12 protein-coding genes are annotated in these 17,314 nt (G+C 65.7%); 9 read left to right on the top strand and 3 right to left on the bottom strand.

Features of this window, described 5'->3' with window-relative positions:
- Positions 1 to 4: 4 nt before the first annotated feature.
- On the bottom strand, positions 5 to 892 hold the full coding sequence (locus BJF92_RS01380; protein WP_075632970.1) for a glucosamine kinase nucleotide-binding domain-containing protein: 888 nt from the start codon (positions 890 to 892) through the stop codon (positions 5 to 7).
- Between the two features lie 310 nt (positions 893 to 1,202).
- Here BJF92_RS01380 and BJF92_RS01375 point away from each other — a divergent pair, with 310 nt between their 5' ends.
- Genes BJF92_RS01375 through BJF92_RS01365 form a run of 3 tightly spaced genes read left to right on the top strand, consistent with a single transcriptional unit; the run spans position 1,203 to position 6,411 of the window.
- Entirely contained in the window at positions 1,203 to 2,627 is a 1,425-nt protein-coding gene (locus BJF92_RS01375; RefSeq protein WP_078057788.1) for an efflux RND transporter periplasmic adaptor subunit, read from the top strand.
- 12 nt (positions 2,628 to 2,639) lie between these two features.
- Positions 2,640 to 5,786: an efflux RND transporter permease subunit gene (locus BJF92_RS01370; RefSeq protein ID WP_075632969.1), complete on the top strand. Its 3,147-nt coding sequence runs from the start codon at positions 2,640 to 2,642 to the stop codon at positions 5,784 to 5,786.
- Between the two features lie 4 nt (positions 5,787 to 5,790).
- The gene (locus tag BJF92_RS01365) at positions 5,791 to 6,411 is read left to right on the top strand and encodes a TetR family transcriptional regulator (protein WP_075632968.1); all 621 of its coding nucleotides are present in this window, start codon (positions 5,791 to 5,793) and stop codon (positions 6,409 to 6,411) included.
- A gap of 4 nt (positions 6,412 to 6,415) precedes the next feature.
- Here the strand turns inward: BJF92_RS01365 and BJF92_RS01360 are convergent, their stop codons facing one another.
- Together BJF92_RS01360 and polA are read right to left on the bottom strand one after the other, a co-directional pair.
- Positions 6,416 to 7,396, bottom strand: coding sequence for an isopenicillin N synthase family dioxygenase (locus BJF92_RS01360; RefSeq protein ID WP_075632967.1), 981 nt, complete (start codon positions 7,394 to 7,396; stop codon positions 6,416 to 6,418).
- A 291-nt stretch (positions 7,397 to 7,687) separates the two neighbouring features.
- Positions 7,688 to 10,711 carry a DNA polymerase I gene (gene polA, locus BJF92_RS01355; protein ID WP_075632966.1) on the bottom strand — a complete coding sequence of 1,008 codons (3,024 nt, stop codon included), beginning with the start codon at positions 10,709 to 10,711 and terminating at the stop codon, positions 7,688 to 7,690.
- 166 nt (positions 10,712 to 10,877) lie between these two features.
- Between polA and BJF92_RS01350 the strand changes: the two genes are divergently transcribed.
- The 6 genes from BJF92_RS01350 (at position 10,878) to gshB (ending at position 17,046) form a co-directional block, all read left to right on the top strand.
- On the top strand, positions 10,878 to 11,252 hold the full coding sequence (locus BJF92_RS01350) for a hypothetical protein (RefSeq protein ID WP_075632965.1): 375 nt from the start codon (positions 10,878 to 10,880) through the stop codon (positions 11,250 to 11,252).
- A gap of 1,096 nt (positions 11,253 to 12,348) precedes the next feature.
- On the top strand, positions 12,349 to 12,780 hold the full coding sequence (locus BJF92_RS01345) for a MarR family winged helix-turn-helix transcriptional regulator (RefSeq protein ID WP_075632964.1): 432 nt from the start codon (positions 12,349 to 12,351) through the stop codon (positions 12,778 to 12,780).
- A gap of 160 nt (positions 12,781 to 12,940) precedes the next feature.
- Entirely contained in the window at positions 12,941 to 14,329 is a 1,389-nt protein-coding gene (locus BJF92_RS01340; RefSeq protein ID WP_075632963.1) for a dipeptidase, read from the top strand.
- Between the two features lie 282 nt (positions 14,330 to 14,611).
- Positions 14,612 to 15,556: a lysylphosphatidylglycerol synthase domain-containing protein gene (locus tag BJF92_RS01335; RefSeq protein WP_075633019.1), complete on the top strand. Its 945-nt coding sequence runs from the start codon at positions 14,612 to 14,614 to the stop codon at positions 15,554 to 15,556.
- A gap of 115 nt (positions 15,557 to 15,671) precedes the next feature.
- The gene (locus BJF92_RS01330) at positions 15,672 to 15,863 is read left to right on the top strand and encodes a hypothetical protein (protein WP_075632962.1); all 192 of its coding nucleotides are present in this window, start codon (positions 15,672 to 15,674) and stop codon (positions 15,861 to 15,863) included.
- Positions 15,864 to 16,098: 235 nt separating this feature from the next.
- The gene (gene gshB / locus BJF92_RS01325) at positions 16,099 to 17,046 is read left to right on the top strand and encodes a glutathione synthase (RefSeq protein WP_075632961.1); all 948 of its coding nucleotides are present in this window, start codon (positions 16,099 to 16,101) and stop codon (positions 17,044 to 17,046) included.
- The last annotated feature ends 268 nt before the right edge of the window (positions 17,047 to 17,314 follow it).

The raw sequence follows: 17,314 nt of genomic DNA, 5'->3' as shown, positions 1-17,314 counted from the left end.
CTGGTTAAATCCCCGCCGGATCCGACAGGCCGCGCTGCCAGGCCACGCAGAGCGATACCGCTCCGCTCAGCGCATCGGCGCGGGCGGGCGCAAGGCGAAAGCGGTGACGCTCGGCCAGATGGGGCTGATAGGCCTGCGACAAGCCGCCAAGCAGGCAGATGGGCGCTGCGCCCTCGCCGGCTGCGGCATCGAGCGCCTGATCGATCTGCCGCGCGCCCGCGGCCACAAGATCGGCGGCCACGGCGTCCCCCTCCTCCAGTGCGGCGAAGATGCGCGGGGCAAAGCGGCCGTAATCGGCCGGCTGGGCGGCGCGGGCGAAGGTGACGATGGCGCCGGGGTCATCGCCGAAGTCGGAGAGTACGGCGGCGGTCAGCGGCGAGCCCGGCCGCATGCCGTCGAAGGCGAGCAGGCTTTCCTGCAGGAGGGCATGGCCGAGCCGCGCGCCGCTGCCCTGGTCCCCCAGCTGAAAGCCCCACCCGCCGAGCGTGCGCACGGCGCCGGCGCGGCGGGTGAGATAGACCGTGCCGGTTCCCAGGATCGCCATGGTGCCGTCCTCAGGACCCAGCGCGCCTTCCAGCGCGATCAGGCCGTCGGAGACGATCTCGCTTTCGCGGAACGGCAGCGCGGCCGCCATGTCACGGGCGACGGTGCCGACATTGGCGCCGGCCAGGCCGAGAAGAGCGGGCATTGAAGAGAGCACCGCCGGGTCGAGACCGGCCTCACGGCAGGCCGCCTCGGCCGCGGCGAGGATGTGGCGGCGCGCGGTCGGCGAATCGCTGAGAATATTGGCGGCACCGCTCAAGCCGCGCCCGACGATCTGCCCCTGTAATGTCGCCACCGCCGCGCGGCAGCTGGTTCCGCCGCCGTCGATGCCAATGCACCATTCGGACATAGGGCCTCCAGACAATACCAATTTAAACCAAAGCGCTGCCAGCATCTGCAGAGACGTGCGGCTTCGGTTTGGTTTCACTCCGATTTCCCTGCCAATGCAAGCAATTTCTCGCATATATTGGTATTTATTTGGTCTGTTATTCTTCGCCGGCTGCCCACCATGACGCAGCTCACGAAATTGTGCAGTGCGCATAGAGGCCGTAACCGCTACCGGTAACATACAAACTTGCTTGTATATTAGACATGCGACGCGGCTTCGGACAGCTGCGGCGCCGCTTTGACGTGACGCCAAGGAGCCTTTCATGCAGACGATGCGCATCGTCCGTCTCACCCCTGCCCTCGCGCTGACCGCGCTCCTTCTGGCCGCCTGCCAAAAGGAGGAGGCCAAGCAGCAGGGTGCGCCCGCCATGCCGCCCGCCCAGGTGGCGGTCGTCACCGCCAGGACGGAAAGCCTGCCTGTCATCAATGAGCTGCCGGGCCGCATCGCCGCCACGCGCGTGGCCGAGGTGCGCCCGCGCGTCTCCGGCATCATCGTCGAGCGCGTGTTCGAGCAGGGCTCCACGGTCAAGCAGGGCGACGTGCTCTACCGCATCGATCCCGCGCCGTTCGAGGTGCAGGTGGAGAGCGCCCAGGCGACGCTCGAGCGCGCCAAGGCCGTGCAGCTGCAGGCGCGTCAGACCTCCGAGCGGCAGGAGCAGCTGCGCCGCTCCAATGTCGCCACCCAGCAGAATTATGACGATGCGCTCGCCCAGCTTGCCCAGGCGGATGCGGATGTGCGCGGCGCCGAGGCAGGGCTCGCCACCGCCAGGCTCAATCTGCAATATGCCAGCGTCACCGCCCCGATCAGCGGGCGCATCGGCCGGGCGCTGATCACCGAAGGCGCGCTGGTCAGTGCCTCCGGTTCGGAAAACCTCGCCACGATCCAGCAGCTCGACCCGGTCTATGCCGACTTCACCCAGTCCGCCACCGACCTGATGCGCCTGCGCCGGGCCCTGCAGGACGGCCAGCTGATGACGGCGAAGGACGAGGCCGAGGTGCAGCTGGTGCTCGATGACGGCACGCTCTATCCGCAGAAGGGCAAGCTCCTGTTCAGCGAGGCGGCCGTGGACGAGACCACCGGTCAGGTGACCCTGCGCGGCGAATTTCCCAATCCCGATGGCGACCTCCTGCCGGGCATGTATGTGCGCGTGCAGGTACAGCAGGGCGTCGACCGCAATGCCATCGCCATTCCGCAGCAGGCCATCCAGCGCGATGCCGGCGGCCGCGCACTCGCCTATGTCGTCAATGGCGACAACAAGGTGGAGATGCGCTCGCTCGGCCTCGGCCGGACGGTGGGAACCCGCTGGGTCGTTACCGACGGGCTGAAGCCCGGCGACAAGGTGATCGTCGAAGGCGTGCAGAAGATCGGCCCCGGCGCCCCGGTCGAACCCAGCGAATGGAATCCGAACGCCGGCGGCCAGGGCGGCTCAGCCGCTCCGCAGAAGGGCGACGACGCGAAGCCGCAAGGCAGGCAGGAGAACGGCGGGCAGGAGAACGGCGGCCAGCCGCAGGCCGGCCAGGCACCCGCCGGCAATCCGGCTTCAACGGGCCAAGCGTCATCGGGCCAATCCCCGTCCGAGCCGTCTTCTTCAGGCCAATCTTCTTCAGGTCAGGCCCCGTCCAGTGCGCCCGCCGATGGCAAGGCCGATGCGGCGGCTCCGTCCGGTGGCGCCGCGCCGGCCGCCGGCCAGAACTAAGGGATCCGTCCGATGCCCAGTTTCTTCATCGACAGGCCGATCTTCGCCTGGGTTGTCGCCATCTTCATCATGGTCGCCGGCGCGCTTTCGATCCCGCAGCTGCCGATCTCGCAATATCCGCAGGTCGCACCGCCGCAAATCACCGTCAGCGCCACCTATCCCGGCGCCTCCTCCTCCGACACCTATCAGAGCGTCACCCGGCTGATCGAGGACGAGCTGAACGGCATCGAAGGCATGCTCTATTTCGAGTCGACCTCCAATGCCTCGGGCGCGTCGGAAATCACCGTCACCTTCGCGCCTGGTACGGAGTCCGGCCAGGCGGCCGTGGACGTGCAGAACCGCGTGCGCCGGGTGGAGGCGCGCCTTCCGGCTGCCGTCAACCAGCAGGGTGTCCAGGTAGAAGAAGCCGGCTCCGGCTTCCTGCTGATCATCTCGCTCACCTCCACCGACGGGTCGCTCGACGCGATCGGCCTCGGCGATTATCTCAATCGAAACGTGCTGAGTGAAATCCAGCGCGTGCCCGGCGTGGGCCGCGCCCAGCTCTTCGCCAGCCAGCGCGCCATGCGCGTCTGGCTCGATCCCGACAAGATGGTCGGCCTGAAGCTGACCTCCAGCGACGTGACCGCCGCCATCCAGGCGCAGAACGCCCAGGTCGCCGCCGGCTCGATCGGCGCCCAGCCCAATCCCATCACCCAGCAGATCGCCGCGCCCGTGCTGGTCAAGGGCCAGCTCTCCTCCCCGGAAGAGTTCGGCGCCATCGTTCTGCGCGCCAATTCCGACGGCTCGCTCGTGCGCCTGCGCGATGTCGCCCGCGTCGAGGTGGGGGCGGAAAGCTACGGCTTCTCCACCCGCCTGAACGGCCAGCCCTCCGCGGCCATCGGCGTGCAGCTCTCGCCAACAGGCAATGCGCTGGCGACCTCCGAGGCGATCAAGGCGCGCATGGACGAGCTCGCCGCCTTCTTCCCGGCAGGCGTCGAATATTCGATCCCCTACGACACCTCGCCCTTCGTGCAGGTCTCGATCGAGAAAGTGCTGCACACGCTGCTCGAAGCCGTGGGCCTCGTCTTCCTCGTGATGTTCCTGTTCCTGCAGAACATCCGCTACACGCTGATCCCGACCATCGTCGTGCCGGTGGCGCTGCTCGGCACCTGCGCCATCATGCTGGCCATGGGCTTCTCCATCAACGTGCTGACCATGTTCGGCATGGTGCTGGCGATCGGCATTCTCGTCGACGATGCGATCATCGTCGTGGAAAATGTCGAGCGCATCATGTCGGAGGAAGGGCTGACGCCGAAGGAGGCGACGCGCAAGGCGATGCACCAGATCACCGGCGCCGTCATCGGCATCACGCTGGTGCTGTGCGCCGTCTTCATTCCCATGGCCTTCTTCCCCGGCGCCGTGGGCGTGATCTACCGGCAGTTCTCGCTGACCATGGTGGTCTCCATCCTGTTCTCGGCGCTGCTCGCCCTGTCGCTGACGCCGGCGCTCTGCGCCAGCTTCCTCAAGCAGGTGCAGAAGGGCCATCACCATGAGAAGCGCGGCTTCTTCGGCTGGTTCAACCGCGGCTTCGACCGCGCCTCGCATCGCTATTCCGGCTGGGTCTCCTGGCTGATCCGGCGCACCGGCCGCTTCATGGCGATCTATCTCGTGGTGCTGATCGCGCTCGGCTATCTTTTCGTGCGCCTGCCCTCCTCCTTCCTTCCGGATGAGGACCAGGGCTTCGTCATCGTGCTGATGCAGCTGCCCTCCGAAGCCACCGGGCACCGCACCGACGAGGTGATCGAGCAGGCCGAAGGCATTTTCGGCAAGGAGCAGGGTGTCAGCCGCATCGTCGCAATCAACGGCTTCTCCTTCTTCGGCGCGGGCCAGAATGCCGGCCTCGCCTTCGTCACGCTCAAGGACTGGGGCGAGCGCGGGCCGCAGGATGCGGCGCAGGCGATCGCCGGGCGCGCCACCATGGCCATGTCGCAGATCAAGGATGCGATCAGCTTCGCGCTGTCGCCGCCGCCGATCCAGGGCCTGGGCACGACCGGCGGCTTCTCCTTCCGCCTGCAGGACCGCGCGGGGCTGGGCACGGCCGCGCTTGCCCAGGCGCGCGACCAGCTGCTCGGCCTGGCGGCCAAGAGCCCGATCCTGGCCGGTGTGCGCGTGGAGGGCATGCCCGACGCCGCGCAGGCCGTGATCACCATCGACCGCGAAAAGGCCAACACCTTCGGGGTGACCTTCGCCGATATCAATGCGACGATCTCGACCAATCTCGGCTCCACCTATGTCAACGACTTCCCCAATGCGGGGCGGATGCAGCGCGTGACCGTTCAGGCGGACCAGAACCAGCGCATGCAGACGGCGGACCTGCTCAACCTCAATGTCCGCAATGCCAATGGCGGCATGGTGCCGATCTCCTCCTTCGCCACAGTGGACTGGATCAAGTCTACGACGCAGATCGTCGGCTATAATGGCTACCCCTCCATGCGCATCAGCGGCGACACCAAGCCCGGCTATTCCTCGGGCGATGCGATCGCGGAAATGCAGCGGCTGATGGGGCAATTGCCGCGCGGCTTCGGCTATGAATGGACCGGCCAGTCGCTGCAGGAAATCCAGTCCGGCAGCCAGGCGCCGCTCCTGATCGCGCTCTCCTGCCTCCTGGTCTTCCTCTGCCTGGCGGCGCTTTATGAAAGCTGGTCGATCCCGGTTTCGGTCATGCTGGTGGTGCCGCTCGGCGTCATCGGCGCCGTTCTGGCGGTCACGCTGCGCGACATGTCGAACGACGTCTACTTCAAGGTGGGCCTGATCACGATCATCGGCCTCTCGGCCAAGAACGCGATCCTGATCATCGAATTCGCCAAGGAGCAGATGGAGGCCGGCAAGTCGCTTGCAGACGCCACCATCGAGGCCGCGCATCTGCGCTTCCGGCCGATCCTGATGACCTCGCTCGCCTTCACCCTCGGCGTGCTGCCGCTGGTGATCGCGACGGGGGCGAGCTCCGGCAGCCAGCGGGCGATCGGCACGGGCGTGATGGGCGGGATGATCTCGGCCACCATTCTGGCGATCTTCTTCGTGCCGGTGTTCTTCGTGTTCATCATGAAGGTCTTCGGCCGGCGCAAGACCGAGCCTGCGGCGTCCACGCCGCCGGCCTCTCACGGCCAGCCGGCAGAGTAGAGCCATGCGGCGCACCAAGGCCGAAGCCGAGGAGACCCGGTCGCGGATCATCGCCGCGGCCGAACAGGTCTTTTACGAGAAGGGCGTGTCCACCTCCACGCTGGAGGAGGTGGCGCGCGCCGCCGGCGTCACCCGCGGAGCGATATACTGGCATTTCGCCAACAAGAGCGACCTGTTCCTGGCGCTTGCGGATACGGTGCCCCTGCCGCAGCAGGACATGGTGCATGGCGACTGCTGCGGTGAAAATTGCGACGTGCTGGCCTGGATCGAGCAGACCGTCGGCGGCTGGATCGCGCTGATGGCGGGCAACGCCCAGCGCCAGCGGGTGCTGACCATCCTTCTGCGCTGCGACTATTCCGGCGAACTGGCGCCGGTGCTGGCCCGGCAGCAGGAAATGGCCAAGGAGCATGACGCCCTGTTCGAAGCCGCCTTCCGCGAGGCCGACACGCGCGGGCTCCTTTCCCCCGTGTGGACGCCCGCCTGCGCCACCCGCACCCTGCACTGGATGGCGCAGGGGCTGGTGACCGACTGGCTGCTGTTCGGCCGCCACTTCGATCTGGAGGCAGAGGGACGTGCCGCGCTCCGGCGGCTGTTTCAGAGCTTCAGGGCCATGCAAGCCGCCTGATGGCTCAAGCCGCCGTCGCGGTGAACTTGCTCATCAGATAGGGGCCCGAGAGCACCGGGGGATATTTCGCCGGCTCACCATTCGTGCAGGCATCCAGCACCCGGATTTCCGCCGGCCAGTTTGGCTGGTGGAAGAAGGCGAGCGACTGGCGCCGGTCCATGCCGCCCTCCTGCGACGGCGGGTTGACGACCCGGTGCAGGGTGGAGACCCAGCGGTCATTGGTCCAGCGGGCCATGAGATCGCCGATATTGATGACGAAGGCGCCCCGCACCGGCGGCACGGCGATCCATTGCCCGTCGGGCGTGATGATCTCCAGCCCGCGCGAGCCTTCCTGCGGCAGCAGAATCGTCAGGCTGCCATAGTCGGTATGGGCGCCGGCCCGCAATTGTCCTTCCCGGGGCGGCACGTGCTGTTCGGGATAGTTGAGCGCGCGCAGGGCCGAGATCGGCGCATCGATGAAGGGCGCGAAATAGTCTTCCGGCAGGTTGAGCGCGACGGCGAAGAGCCGCATGATCCGGGCCGCCAGATCCTCCATCGCCTGGTAGTAGGCGGTCCAGGCGGCGACGAAGCCGTCCGGCGCCTGCGGCCAGATCGTCGGCGCATAGCAGAAGGACAGGGCCTTCTCGTCGCGCATGCCCTCCGGTACGGACAGCGGGCCGCCATTGAAGCTCTCCTTCAGGTCCGGCGGGCTGTCGACATCGCGCGAGCGGGCGAGCGCTTCGAGTTCAGGGCCGAGATAGCCATAGGGATAGCCCTTGTAAGGCGCGCGTGCCGCCTGCTTCTCTTCCGGCGGCAGGTCGAAGAAGGCCCTGGCCGCCTGCCAGACGCCGTCGATGACCGCCTGCGGCACGCCGTGATTGCGGATCGCCAGGAAGCCGGTCTCGCGGCAGATGCGATCGACCTCGGCCCCGAGCGCCGCACGCGCCGGCCCCTCGGAGGCCTCGAAGGCCCCGAGATCGAACACCGGAAAGCTGAAGGATGTCACGGTCTTTCTCCTTTATGGCGGGGATGAAAGGCTGCGCACCGCCTGACGGCGGCGCTTTGCCTTGCCCCATTGGTTCCCCACACCCTCTGCGGCCGCCTTTCCGGCGGCTCTTCTGGTGCGTGTTCTGCGAAAGGCTTTCCTGTCGACGGACGCGGCAGCGCGCCCTCGGCGCCGCTTCGCCCGGACCTGGATCTTAGAGCGCCGATCTGATTGACTCAGACCAGCGCCCCCAGCCCTTTTAATCGAGGCACGATCCGATCGGTCCTCGTTTCCCTGCGGTCGGATGATGCTCTAATGCGCCTCGTCCCAGTTCTGGGCGGCGCGCGCGTCCACCTTCAGCGGCACGCGCAATTCAAGCGCCGGCAGGGCGGCCTCCTCCATGATTCCCGTGATCAGCGGAATGGCGCGAGCGACATCCTCGTCCTCGACCTCGAAGATCAGTTCGTCATGCACCTGAAGGAGCATGCGCACCCGCTGGTCGAAGCCGGCCTCGGCCAGCGCCGGTTCCATGCGCACCATGGCCCGGCGGATGATGTCGGCGGCCGAGCCCTGGATCGGCGCGTTGATCGCCGCGCGCTCGTTGAAGGCGCGCATGGAAGGGTTGGAGGAGCGGATCTCGGGATAATGCGCCCGCCGGCCGAAGATAGTTTCGACATAGCCGTGCTCGCGGGCAAAGGCCTTGGTCGCCTCCATATAGTCGCGAATGCCGGGGAAGCGCTCGAAATAGCGCTTGATGTAATCGCCCGCCTCGCTCCGCTCGATCGACAGCTGGTTGGCAAGGCCGAAGGCGGAGATGCCGTAGATGATACCGAAATTGATGGCCTTGGCCCGGCGGCGGATTTCGCCCGGCATACCCTCAACCGGCACGCCGAACATTTCCGACGCGGTCATGGCATGAATGTCGATGCCGTCGGCAAAGGCCTGGCGCAGCTGCGGGATCTCGGCGACATGGGCGAGCACGCGCAGCTCGATCTGGCTGTAGTCGGCCGAGATCAGCTTGTGGCCCTGTGTCGCGACGAAGGCGGTGCGGATCTTGCGGCCTTCGGCGGTGCGGATCGGAATGTTCTGCAGGTTCGGCTCGGAGGAGGAGAGCCGGCCCGTGGTGGTGGCGGCGAGCGCGAAGGAGGTGTGCACCCGGTGCGTCTGCGGATGGACGAAGCCCGGCAGCGCATCGGTATAGGTGGATTTCAGCTTGGTCAGCTGGCGCCAGTCGACGATCTTGCGCGGCAGCTCGTGGCCGGCCGCCGCCAGATCCTCCAGCACCTGGGCCGAGGTGGACCATTGCCCCGTGCGGGTCTTGGAGGCGCCGGGCAAGCCCATGCGGCCGAAGAGAATGTCGCCGAGCTGCTTGGGCGAGCCGATGTTGAAGCTCTCGCCGGCCAGCGCATAGATCTCATGCTCGATGGCGGCCGCCTTCTGCGCCAGCTCGCCCGACAGGCGCGACAGGATCTGCCGGTCGATCGAGATGCCGCGCGCCTCCATGTTGGCCAGAACCGGCACCAGCGGCCGCTCCAGCCGCTCATAGACGGTGTTGAGCCGCTTGGCGGCGAGCCGCGCCTTCAGGACGAACCAGAGCCTGAGCGTCACATCCGCATCTTCCGCCGCATAGGCGGTGGCGCGGTCGATCGGCACATGATCGAAGGTGACCATGGACTTGCCGCTGCCGGCAACGTCCTTGTAGGCGATCGGCTGATGGTTCAGCCAGCGTTCCGACAAAACGTCCATGCCATGCGTGCCGGTGCCGGCATCGGCGACATAGGACATCAGCATGGTGTCGTCGAAGGGGTGGATCGTCACCCCTTCGCGCTTCATGACGAGATAGTCGTATTTGAGATTCTGGGCGACTTTCAGAACCGTGCGGTCCTCAAGCAGCCCCTTCAGTGCCGCGATCGCCTGCGCCGCCGGGATCTGCCCTTCGACGAGACCGCCGCCCAGAAGATCGCCATGGCCCTGTTTGTGGCTGAGCGGCACGTAAGCCGCGCGGATCGCAAGACCCGAGGGATCGGCGGCGAGATCGGCGTAGGCAAGCGAGAAGCCCACCAGATCGGCGCGCATGGCATCGAGCGAATTGGTCTCGGTGTCGAAGGCGACCACGCCGCTCTCGCGAGCGGCGGCGACGAAGGCTTCGAGCGCGCCGATGTCGGTCAGCGTCCGATAGGCCGCGCGGTCGATCTTCGCCGCACCGAAGGCATTGGCGCGCTCATCGGCCAGGCTCTCCGGCGTGAGGGCGGTCTCGGCAGGCGCAGGCGGCTTGCCGGCAAAGACGGCGGCGGCATCCGCGGCGCTGTCGCCAGACGCGCCTTCGGCAAGCTCGCCTGCGGCCAGATCGCCACTCGCTGTAACAGTGCCCTTGTCTAAATCGGGGCCATGGGCGGCGGCACCCCATTCCACCGGCACGCTTGCGGCTTCGACGGCTTCGGCATCGCTTTCGGTGGCGGCGGCGACGCGGCGCGTCAGCGTGGTGAATTCCATCGCCTTGAGGAAGGCGATCAGCTTCGGCCCGTCCTGCGGCTCCAGATGCAGCTCCTCCAGCGCCATCGGCACCGGCACATCGGTCTTCAGCCGTACCAGTTCACGGGAGAGACGCGCCAGATCGGCATTGGCGACGATGTTTTCCCGGCGCTTGGCCTGCTTGATCTCGCCGGCGCGGGCCAAGAGCGTGTCGAGATCGCCGTAATCGGCCAGAAGCTGCGCGGCCGTCTTCGGCCCGATGCCGGGAATGCCGGGCACGTTGTCGGTGGAATCGCCCGTCAGCGCCTGCAGGTCGACCATCTTTTCCGGTGGCACGCCCCATTTCTCGACGACCTCGGCAATGCCGATCTGCTTGTCCTTCATGCTGTCATACATCGACACGCAAGATGTCACGAGCTGCATCAGGTCCTTGTCGGACGACACGATGGTGACATCGCCGCCCGCCTCTTCGGCAAGCCTGGCATAGGTGGCGATCAGGTCGTCCGCCTCGAAGCCCTCCATCTCGATACAGGGCAGGTTGAAGGCGCGCGTGGCATGGCGGATCAGGCCGAACTGCGGCACCAGATCCTCCGGCGGCGCGGTGCGGTTGGCCTTGTACTGGTCATAGAGCGCATTGCGGAAAGTCTTCGAGGAATAGTCGAAGATCACGGCGAAATGCGTGGGCGTGACCCCCACGGAGGTGTCCCGGGCATCGGTCAGAAGCTTCCACAGCATGTTGCAGAAGCCCGAGACCGCATTGACCGGCAGTCCGTCGGACTTGCGGGTCAGGGGCGGAATGGCGTGGAAGGCGCGGAAGATGAAGCCCGAGCCATCGACGAGGAAGAGATGATCGCCTTTTTTCATGGGGCAAGGGATAGCGCGGCGGCGGGCAAAGGTCCATTGCAGGGCCGTGCGCGGCCCCTTATAATTGCGCCATGGTGCGCCTCGCGCAGCGGTCCTGTCCGGGAGGGGCGGCGCCGGCGGGCAGGTGGGCGCGCCCTCCCCTTGAAGCCCGCAGCTGACGGTTTGCATGAAGACGTTCGACACTCTCGAAAACTATCTGATCGCCGCGGGCCTTGCCTGCCTCGTCGGGCTCCTGTCGGTCTGGATGGGCGATCCGTCCAGCACCGTCTTTCACAAGATGCTGTTCGCCCCGGTCTTCCTGCTGGCGAGCCGGGGCCTGCGGCACCTGTTTCCCGAAGCCAATGACGGCAAGCGCGGCGTCGTCGCCACGATCGAGCTGCAGCTTCTCACCGCCGGGCTGATCGCCGCCTTCGTGCTGTTCGTCGGGCCCTTCGAGCGCACGGACGGCACGCGGCTGGTCGAGCTGTTCACCCTGATGACGCTGGTCATGGCCAGCATCAATCTCGTGCTCGGCCATCTCGGCCCGCGCGACAAGCGCTGAACGCATTTTCTCATAGGGCATCGGCCTGTGCAGGATTGTCAGCCCGATGCGCGCGCCGGCCAGCCGGTGCCAGAATGTGATTGCGACCCGCAGCAGAAGGATGCCGCGTCCTAATGCCGCGCAGGCAAGCCTGGCGCGGAGCGGCCCGCTGAAATCGCCATCCGCGCGATCGGCAAGCTCCTGTTTTCGCATCAGACTTGGCGGGTCGACCTGTTTTCGTCCTTCCCCTAATCCTTCTGGCGACGCTGCTTGCAACAGCATAGCGGAATTTGCCGAGGACCCGGTTTTTCGGTAGGGCTCCGCAGGATCGAAAGACTGAATCAACAAGCGGAATGACCAAAACACCATGGACTGGTTTCTTGTCGTCTTCATTACGTTCAAGGTCGTGGTCTTGGGCACGGGCATGTTCTTCGCCATCAAATGGCACTACGACCAAGGCAAGAAGAGCAAGTAACGAGACCTTGACGACCACGCCACCTTGACTGATGGTGTGGCGCCCCTGATTGACCCGCCGCAGCTGTCGCCCGGCCTGGGCCGACACTGCCGCGGGCCCTGATCGTCGCGAGCCCTTTCGCACCGGTTTCCCTGGACAGGGCACGCCACCCGGCCGCCCCGGTCGCAGGCTGCTGCATTCGGACCGTCCATCACCGATCGCTCACAAAAAGCTTACGAATTTGTAATCGTTCCGGCCGCCGCAAATCCTTGAATTGCCACAATTCAAGCCGCAAATCTCACTCGTGGACGGCAGCCGAAAAGGCCGTCCCGATCCGATCCGCGGCCCCGTCCCCCGCCGCGATCCGGATCCGAGATGGCCTTATGTGCCTACCCCCTCTCCGGGCCGGCCATCTCCAACCAAACCGCCATGGCGCCGCCTCTGCCATGGCGGTTTCCGGTTTTATGGATCGGCCGGGCTTGAGGATTGCAAGGAGGCTTTCCGTCATCCTTTCCGAAAATTCCAAGCGTCTGTTCTACGGGCGCTTAAGGAATTGCCGTTAAAGTCGGTTGCAGTGCAGCCGTGACACGGCTCCGTTTGCCGTGTTGCGTGCCGATCCTCGTCAGTCTCGCAGGAGGCAGACCCGTCAGGCCATTCGATCATATGACATTCAGACGCGACCATTCCGCCACCTATCTCGCAGGACTCCTGGCCCGCAACCTCGCGCGGGCCCTTCAGGAGCGCGCCCGCGCGCTTGGTTTCGCGCCGGGGCAGTTTCCCGTCCTCCTGGAATTGTGGAGCGAGGAGGGGCTGACGCAGAAGCAGCTCGTCGACCGGCTGGACGTGGAGCAGGCGACACTCGCCAACACCCTGTCGCGCATGGAGCGAGACGGCCTGGTGGAGCGCCGGCCGCATCCCAATGACCGCCGCGCCCAACTGATCTTTCTGACAGAGCGTGCGCGCGGCATGGAAGAACAGGCCAAGAAGGCCGCCGAGGATGCCGATGCCGCGGAGCTTGCCGGACTGCGCCAGTTCGAGCGCGAGCTGATGATTGAATATATGCGCGTGGCCATCGAGCGCGGCCAGCAGAAATAGCGCCAAGGGCACAAAACCGGTTTCCTCGACCAGCGGGTCTGTGTACTCCAATGCAAAGTCCGCAGCGCCTTGCCACTTGGCGGCTTTGCGAGCGACCCTTGCCGCAGCTCCTTCCCTCCCTTCCGAAGGCCCGCGCGGCTGACGTTGAAGGAGACCCGCCATGACAGACCTCACTCCCGTTCTGAAACAGGCCGATGACGGCCTTTCCGCCAGCCTCGAGCGGCTGTTCGAGCTTGTGCGCATCCCCTCGATTTCCACCGATCCGGCCTACAAGGCCGATTGCCGCAAGGCCGGGGAGTGGCTCGTCGCGGCGCTGAGCGAGCTGGGCTTCGACGCCCGCCTCGACGACACGCCCGGCCATCCCATGGTGCTGGCCAAGGATCTGAGCGCCGGCGAAGCCACGCCGCATGTGCTGTTCTACGGCCATTACGACGTGCAGCCGGTGGATCCGCTGGCGCTGTGGGAGGCGCCGCCCTTCGAGCCGGCGCTGAAGGAGCTCGCGCCGGGCAAAACCGTCATCACCGGCCGCGGCACCTCCGATGACAAAGGCCAGCTGATGACCTTCATCGAAGCCTGCCGGGCGCTGAAGGCCGTGCATGGCCGCCTGCCCTGCCGCGTCACCATCCTGTTCGAAGGCGAGGAAGAGTCCGGCTCGCCCTCGCTCAAGCCCTATCTCGAAGCCCATGCCCAAGAATTGAAAGCAGACTATGCGCTGGTCTGCGACACCAGCATGTGGAATGCCGAGACCCCGGCGATCGCCGCCGCTCTGCGCGGCCTCGTAGGCGAGGAAGTGACCATCGAGGCGGCGGACCGGGATCTGCATTCCGGCATGTTCGGCGGCGCGGCGGCCAATCCGATCCATGTGCTCGCCACCATCCTCGCCGGCCTGCATGACGAGACCGGCCGCGTGACCCTTCCGGGCTTTTATGACGGCGTCGAGGAGACCCCGAGCCAGATCAAGGCCTCCTGGGAGACGCTGGGCGAGACCTCGGAGAAGTTCCTGGGCGAGGTTGGCCTCTCGGTGCCGGCGGGCGAACAGGGCCGTTCGATCCTGGAGCTGGTCTGGGCGCGGCCCACGGCGGAAGTCAACGGCATCACCGGCGGCTATACCGGCGACGGTTTCAAGACGGTGATCGCCGCCAGGGCGAGCGCCAAGGTCTCCTTCCGCCTGGTCGGCGCGCAGGACCCGCAGGCGATCCGTGCAGCCTTCCGCGCCTATGTCGAGGCGCGGCTTCCGGCCGATTGCAAGGCGCATTTCCACGAACATGGCGCATCGCCCGCCATCCAGCTGCCCTATGATTCGCCGCTCTTGCAGTCTGCCAGGACGGCGCTTTCGGACGAATGGCCGAAGCCGGCGGTGATCATCGGCATGGGCGGTTCCATCCCGATCGTCGGCGATTTCCAGCGCATGCTCGGCATGGACTCGCTCCTGGTCGGCTTCGGCCTGTCTGATGACCGCATCCATTCGCCAAATGAGAAATATGCGTTGACCTCGTTCCACAAGGGCATCCGCTCCTGGATCCGCATCCTCGACGCCATCGGCGCCTGAGGCTGATCACAACGTCCGGCTCGCAGACGCAGGCGCCTGGCAAGGTCTGCGTCTGCGCCTGCGGTACGGATAAGACTTACTTTCACAATTTCTGATATTCACGCGGGTTTTGATCCGCATGGCCTTGACCCCATGCAAGCGGCGGGGTCATCATCGCCGCATGAGCATGATCCTGCGCAAAATCCCCCCGAATCGCCGCCCTTTGCCGCCTGAGGCAGGACAGGCATCCTTCACGCGTCCGTTCATCCGGAACGGGCATCCGGCGCATGGGTGCTGCGCGGCATGAAGACCCTGAAATCTCTTTTCTGGCCGCTGATCGGCCTCCTGGCGATCGGCTTCTCGCTCTATGGCCTGTTTCATGAGCTGCGGGATCTCTCGGCCGCCGAGTTCATGGCCAGCATCAAGGCGGTCTCGCTGCATGGCTGGATCATGGCGGCGCTTTCCACGCTGCTCGCCTATGCCGCGCTGGCGGCCTATGACCATCTGGCGCTGGAACATCTGGGACGCCGCATCTCCATCCCCTTCATCACCGTCTGCTCCTTCACTGCCTATGCGCTGTCGCACACGATCGGCGCTTCGGTCTTTTCCGGCGCGGTCGTGCGCTACCGCGCCTATGGCTCCAAAGGGCTGACGGCGGGCGAGACGGGCATCCTCGTCGCCTTCTGCTCCATGACTTTCGCCCTCGGCACGCTGATGCTCTCGGCGATCGTGCTCCTGATCGAGCCGGAGATCACCACCCGCTTCGCCAGCTTCCTGCCGGAAGGCCTGTCGATCACCACCGCACTCGTGATCCTGGCGGGCATCGGCCTCTATCTCGCCGGCAGTTTCATCGGCTTCCGGCCGCTGCAGACGCGCTGGCTGAAGCTGGAATATCCCAAACCGTCGCTGGCGCTGCGCCAGCTGGTCATCGCGCCGGTGGAGCTGATCGGCGCGGCGGCGATCATCTATTTCGCGCTGCCGGTGGAAAACAATCCCGGCTATCTGGTCGTGCTCGGCGTCTTCCTCGCTTCCTTCTCCGCCGCGCTGCTGAGCCATGCGCCAGGGGGCATCGGCGTGCTCGAACTCCTGTTCATCAGCGCCCTGCCGGAGTTGAACCCGGCGGACGTTCTGGCGGCGCTGGCCATCTTCCGCCTGTTCTATCTGATCATTCCCTTCCTGGCGGCGCTCGTCGTCGTCATTATCTTCGAGCGCCAGCAGTTCATCCTGCGCCGCCGCCAGGGCTTGTGACATGCAGGCTCGACCACGCCCGGATTTCTTAGCCGGGAGGTGGAACGAAGAAGATCGTCGGTCATTCTTTCTCCTGCCAGGGCCGATCAACGGTCCGTCACAAAGGAGAATGACAATGGCAAATCAGGGTGGAAGCCACGAGCAGCACGTCAAGGCCGGCCAGCAGAGCCACAAGAACCAGGGCGGCAAGCAGGCATCCGGCATGGACGACAAGCAGATGTCGTCCAAGTCCTCCTCCGGCAAGCAGGGCGGCTCGCATGAGCAGCATGTGAATGCCGGCAAGCAGAGCCACAAGAATTCCCACTGATAGGTGGGTCAAACCCACCCCAGAACCTTCCCGGACGGTTTGAGGCCGCCAGGGAAAGTTTCGGGGCGGAGCAGAGGCGCATCCGGTCCGTCGCTGGCACCGGATGCGCCTTTTTCATGCGCGCAATCCTGTTCCCGATGGTGCCGGCGCCGCGAAAATTGCGCCCTTGCCTTCCGCCCCCGCCGCTTCTACATCTCGCGGGCCCGCTTTCCGGATATGCGCAAAGGCCGAACCCATGGCGAAAATCACCCGTGTCGCAGTGCAGATGGATCACGTCTCCACGATCAACATCTCAGGCGACTCGACCTTCGCCATGAGCCTGGAAGCCCAGTCGCGCGGCTATCAGCTGTTTCATTATACGCCGGACAAGCTCTCCCTTCGCGATGGCAAGCTCTATGCCACCGGCCAGGCGATGACGCTGCGCGACGTCAAGGGCGACCATTTCACGCTGGGGGAACCGGAGCGCGTCGATCTCTCCTCCATGGATGTGGTGCTGCTGCGCCAGGACCCGCCCTTCGACATGGCCTATATCACCTCCACCCATTTGCTCGAGCGGATCCATCCGAAGACGCTGGTCGTCAACGATCCGGCCTGGGTGCGCAATTCGCCGGAGAAGATCTTCGTCACCGAATTCGCCGATCTGATGCCAGCCACGCTGATCACCCGCGATCCGGCCGAAATCGCCCGCTTCCGCCAGGAGATGGGCGACATCATCCTGAAGCCGCTTTACGGAAATGGCGGCGCCGGCGTGTTCCATTCCACCCGCGACGACCGCAACATGACCTCGCTCTTGGAAATGTTCTCGCAGATGTATCGCGAGCCCTTCATCGCCCAGCAATATCTGCCAGCCGTGCGCAAGGGCGACAAGCGCATCCTGCTGGTCGATGGCGAGCCGGTGGGCGCCATCAACCGCGTGCCGGCCGAGCATGACAGCCGCTCCAACATGCATGTCGGCGGACGGGCGGAGGCGACCGAGCTGACAGCCCGCGAGCGCGAGATCTGCGACCGCATTGGCCCGGCTTTGCGCGAGCGCGGCTTCCTGCTGGTCGGCATCGACGTGATCGGCGACTATATGACCGAGATCAACGTGACGTCGCCGACAGGCATCCGCGAGGTCAAGAAGTTCGGCGGCGCCGATATCGCCGCCCTGCTCTGGGACGCGATCGAACGCCGCCGCGGCTGAGCTCTGCGACCTTTGCCTTGCGGCGTTATCGCGCGGAAATTGCGCGACGCGCCGCAGCCCTTCCCTGCCCCTAACGAGGCCCCTCCAGGCGTTTCGTGCTGGCGGGCTGCTCTTGTTCCGCAATCGCAACCGGCCACAACCCGACAACCGATTTCAGGCTGCAGACGTTCGATCTCCGTTCTTGTTTCAGGTCTTTCTTTATGAAAGACTTCAACCGGAAACGAAGCGTGGGCTCCCCCTCGGGCGGGCTGCCCCATGCTTCCGGCAG

The sequence above is a fragment of the Xaviernesmea rhizosphaerae genome (assembly GCF_001938945.1).
GTDB classification, from domain to species: Bacteria; Pseudomonadota; Alphaproteobacteria; order Rhizobiales; family Rhizobiaceae; genus Xaviernesmea; species Xaviernesmea rhizosphaerae.
This window is presented reverse-complemented; position numbering and strand designations above follow the sequence as displayed.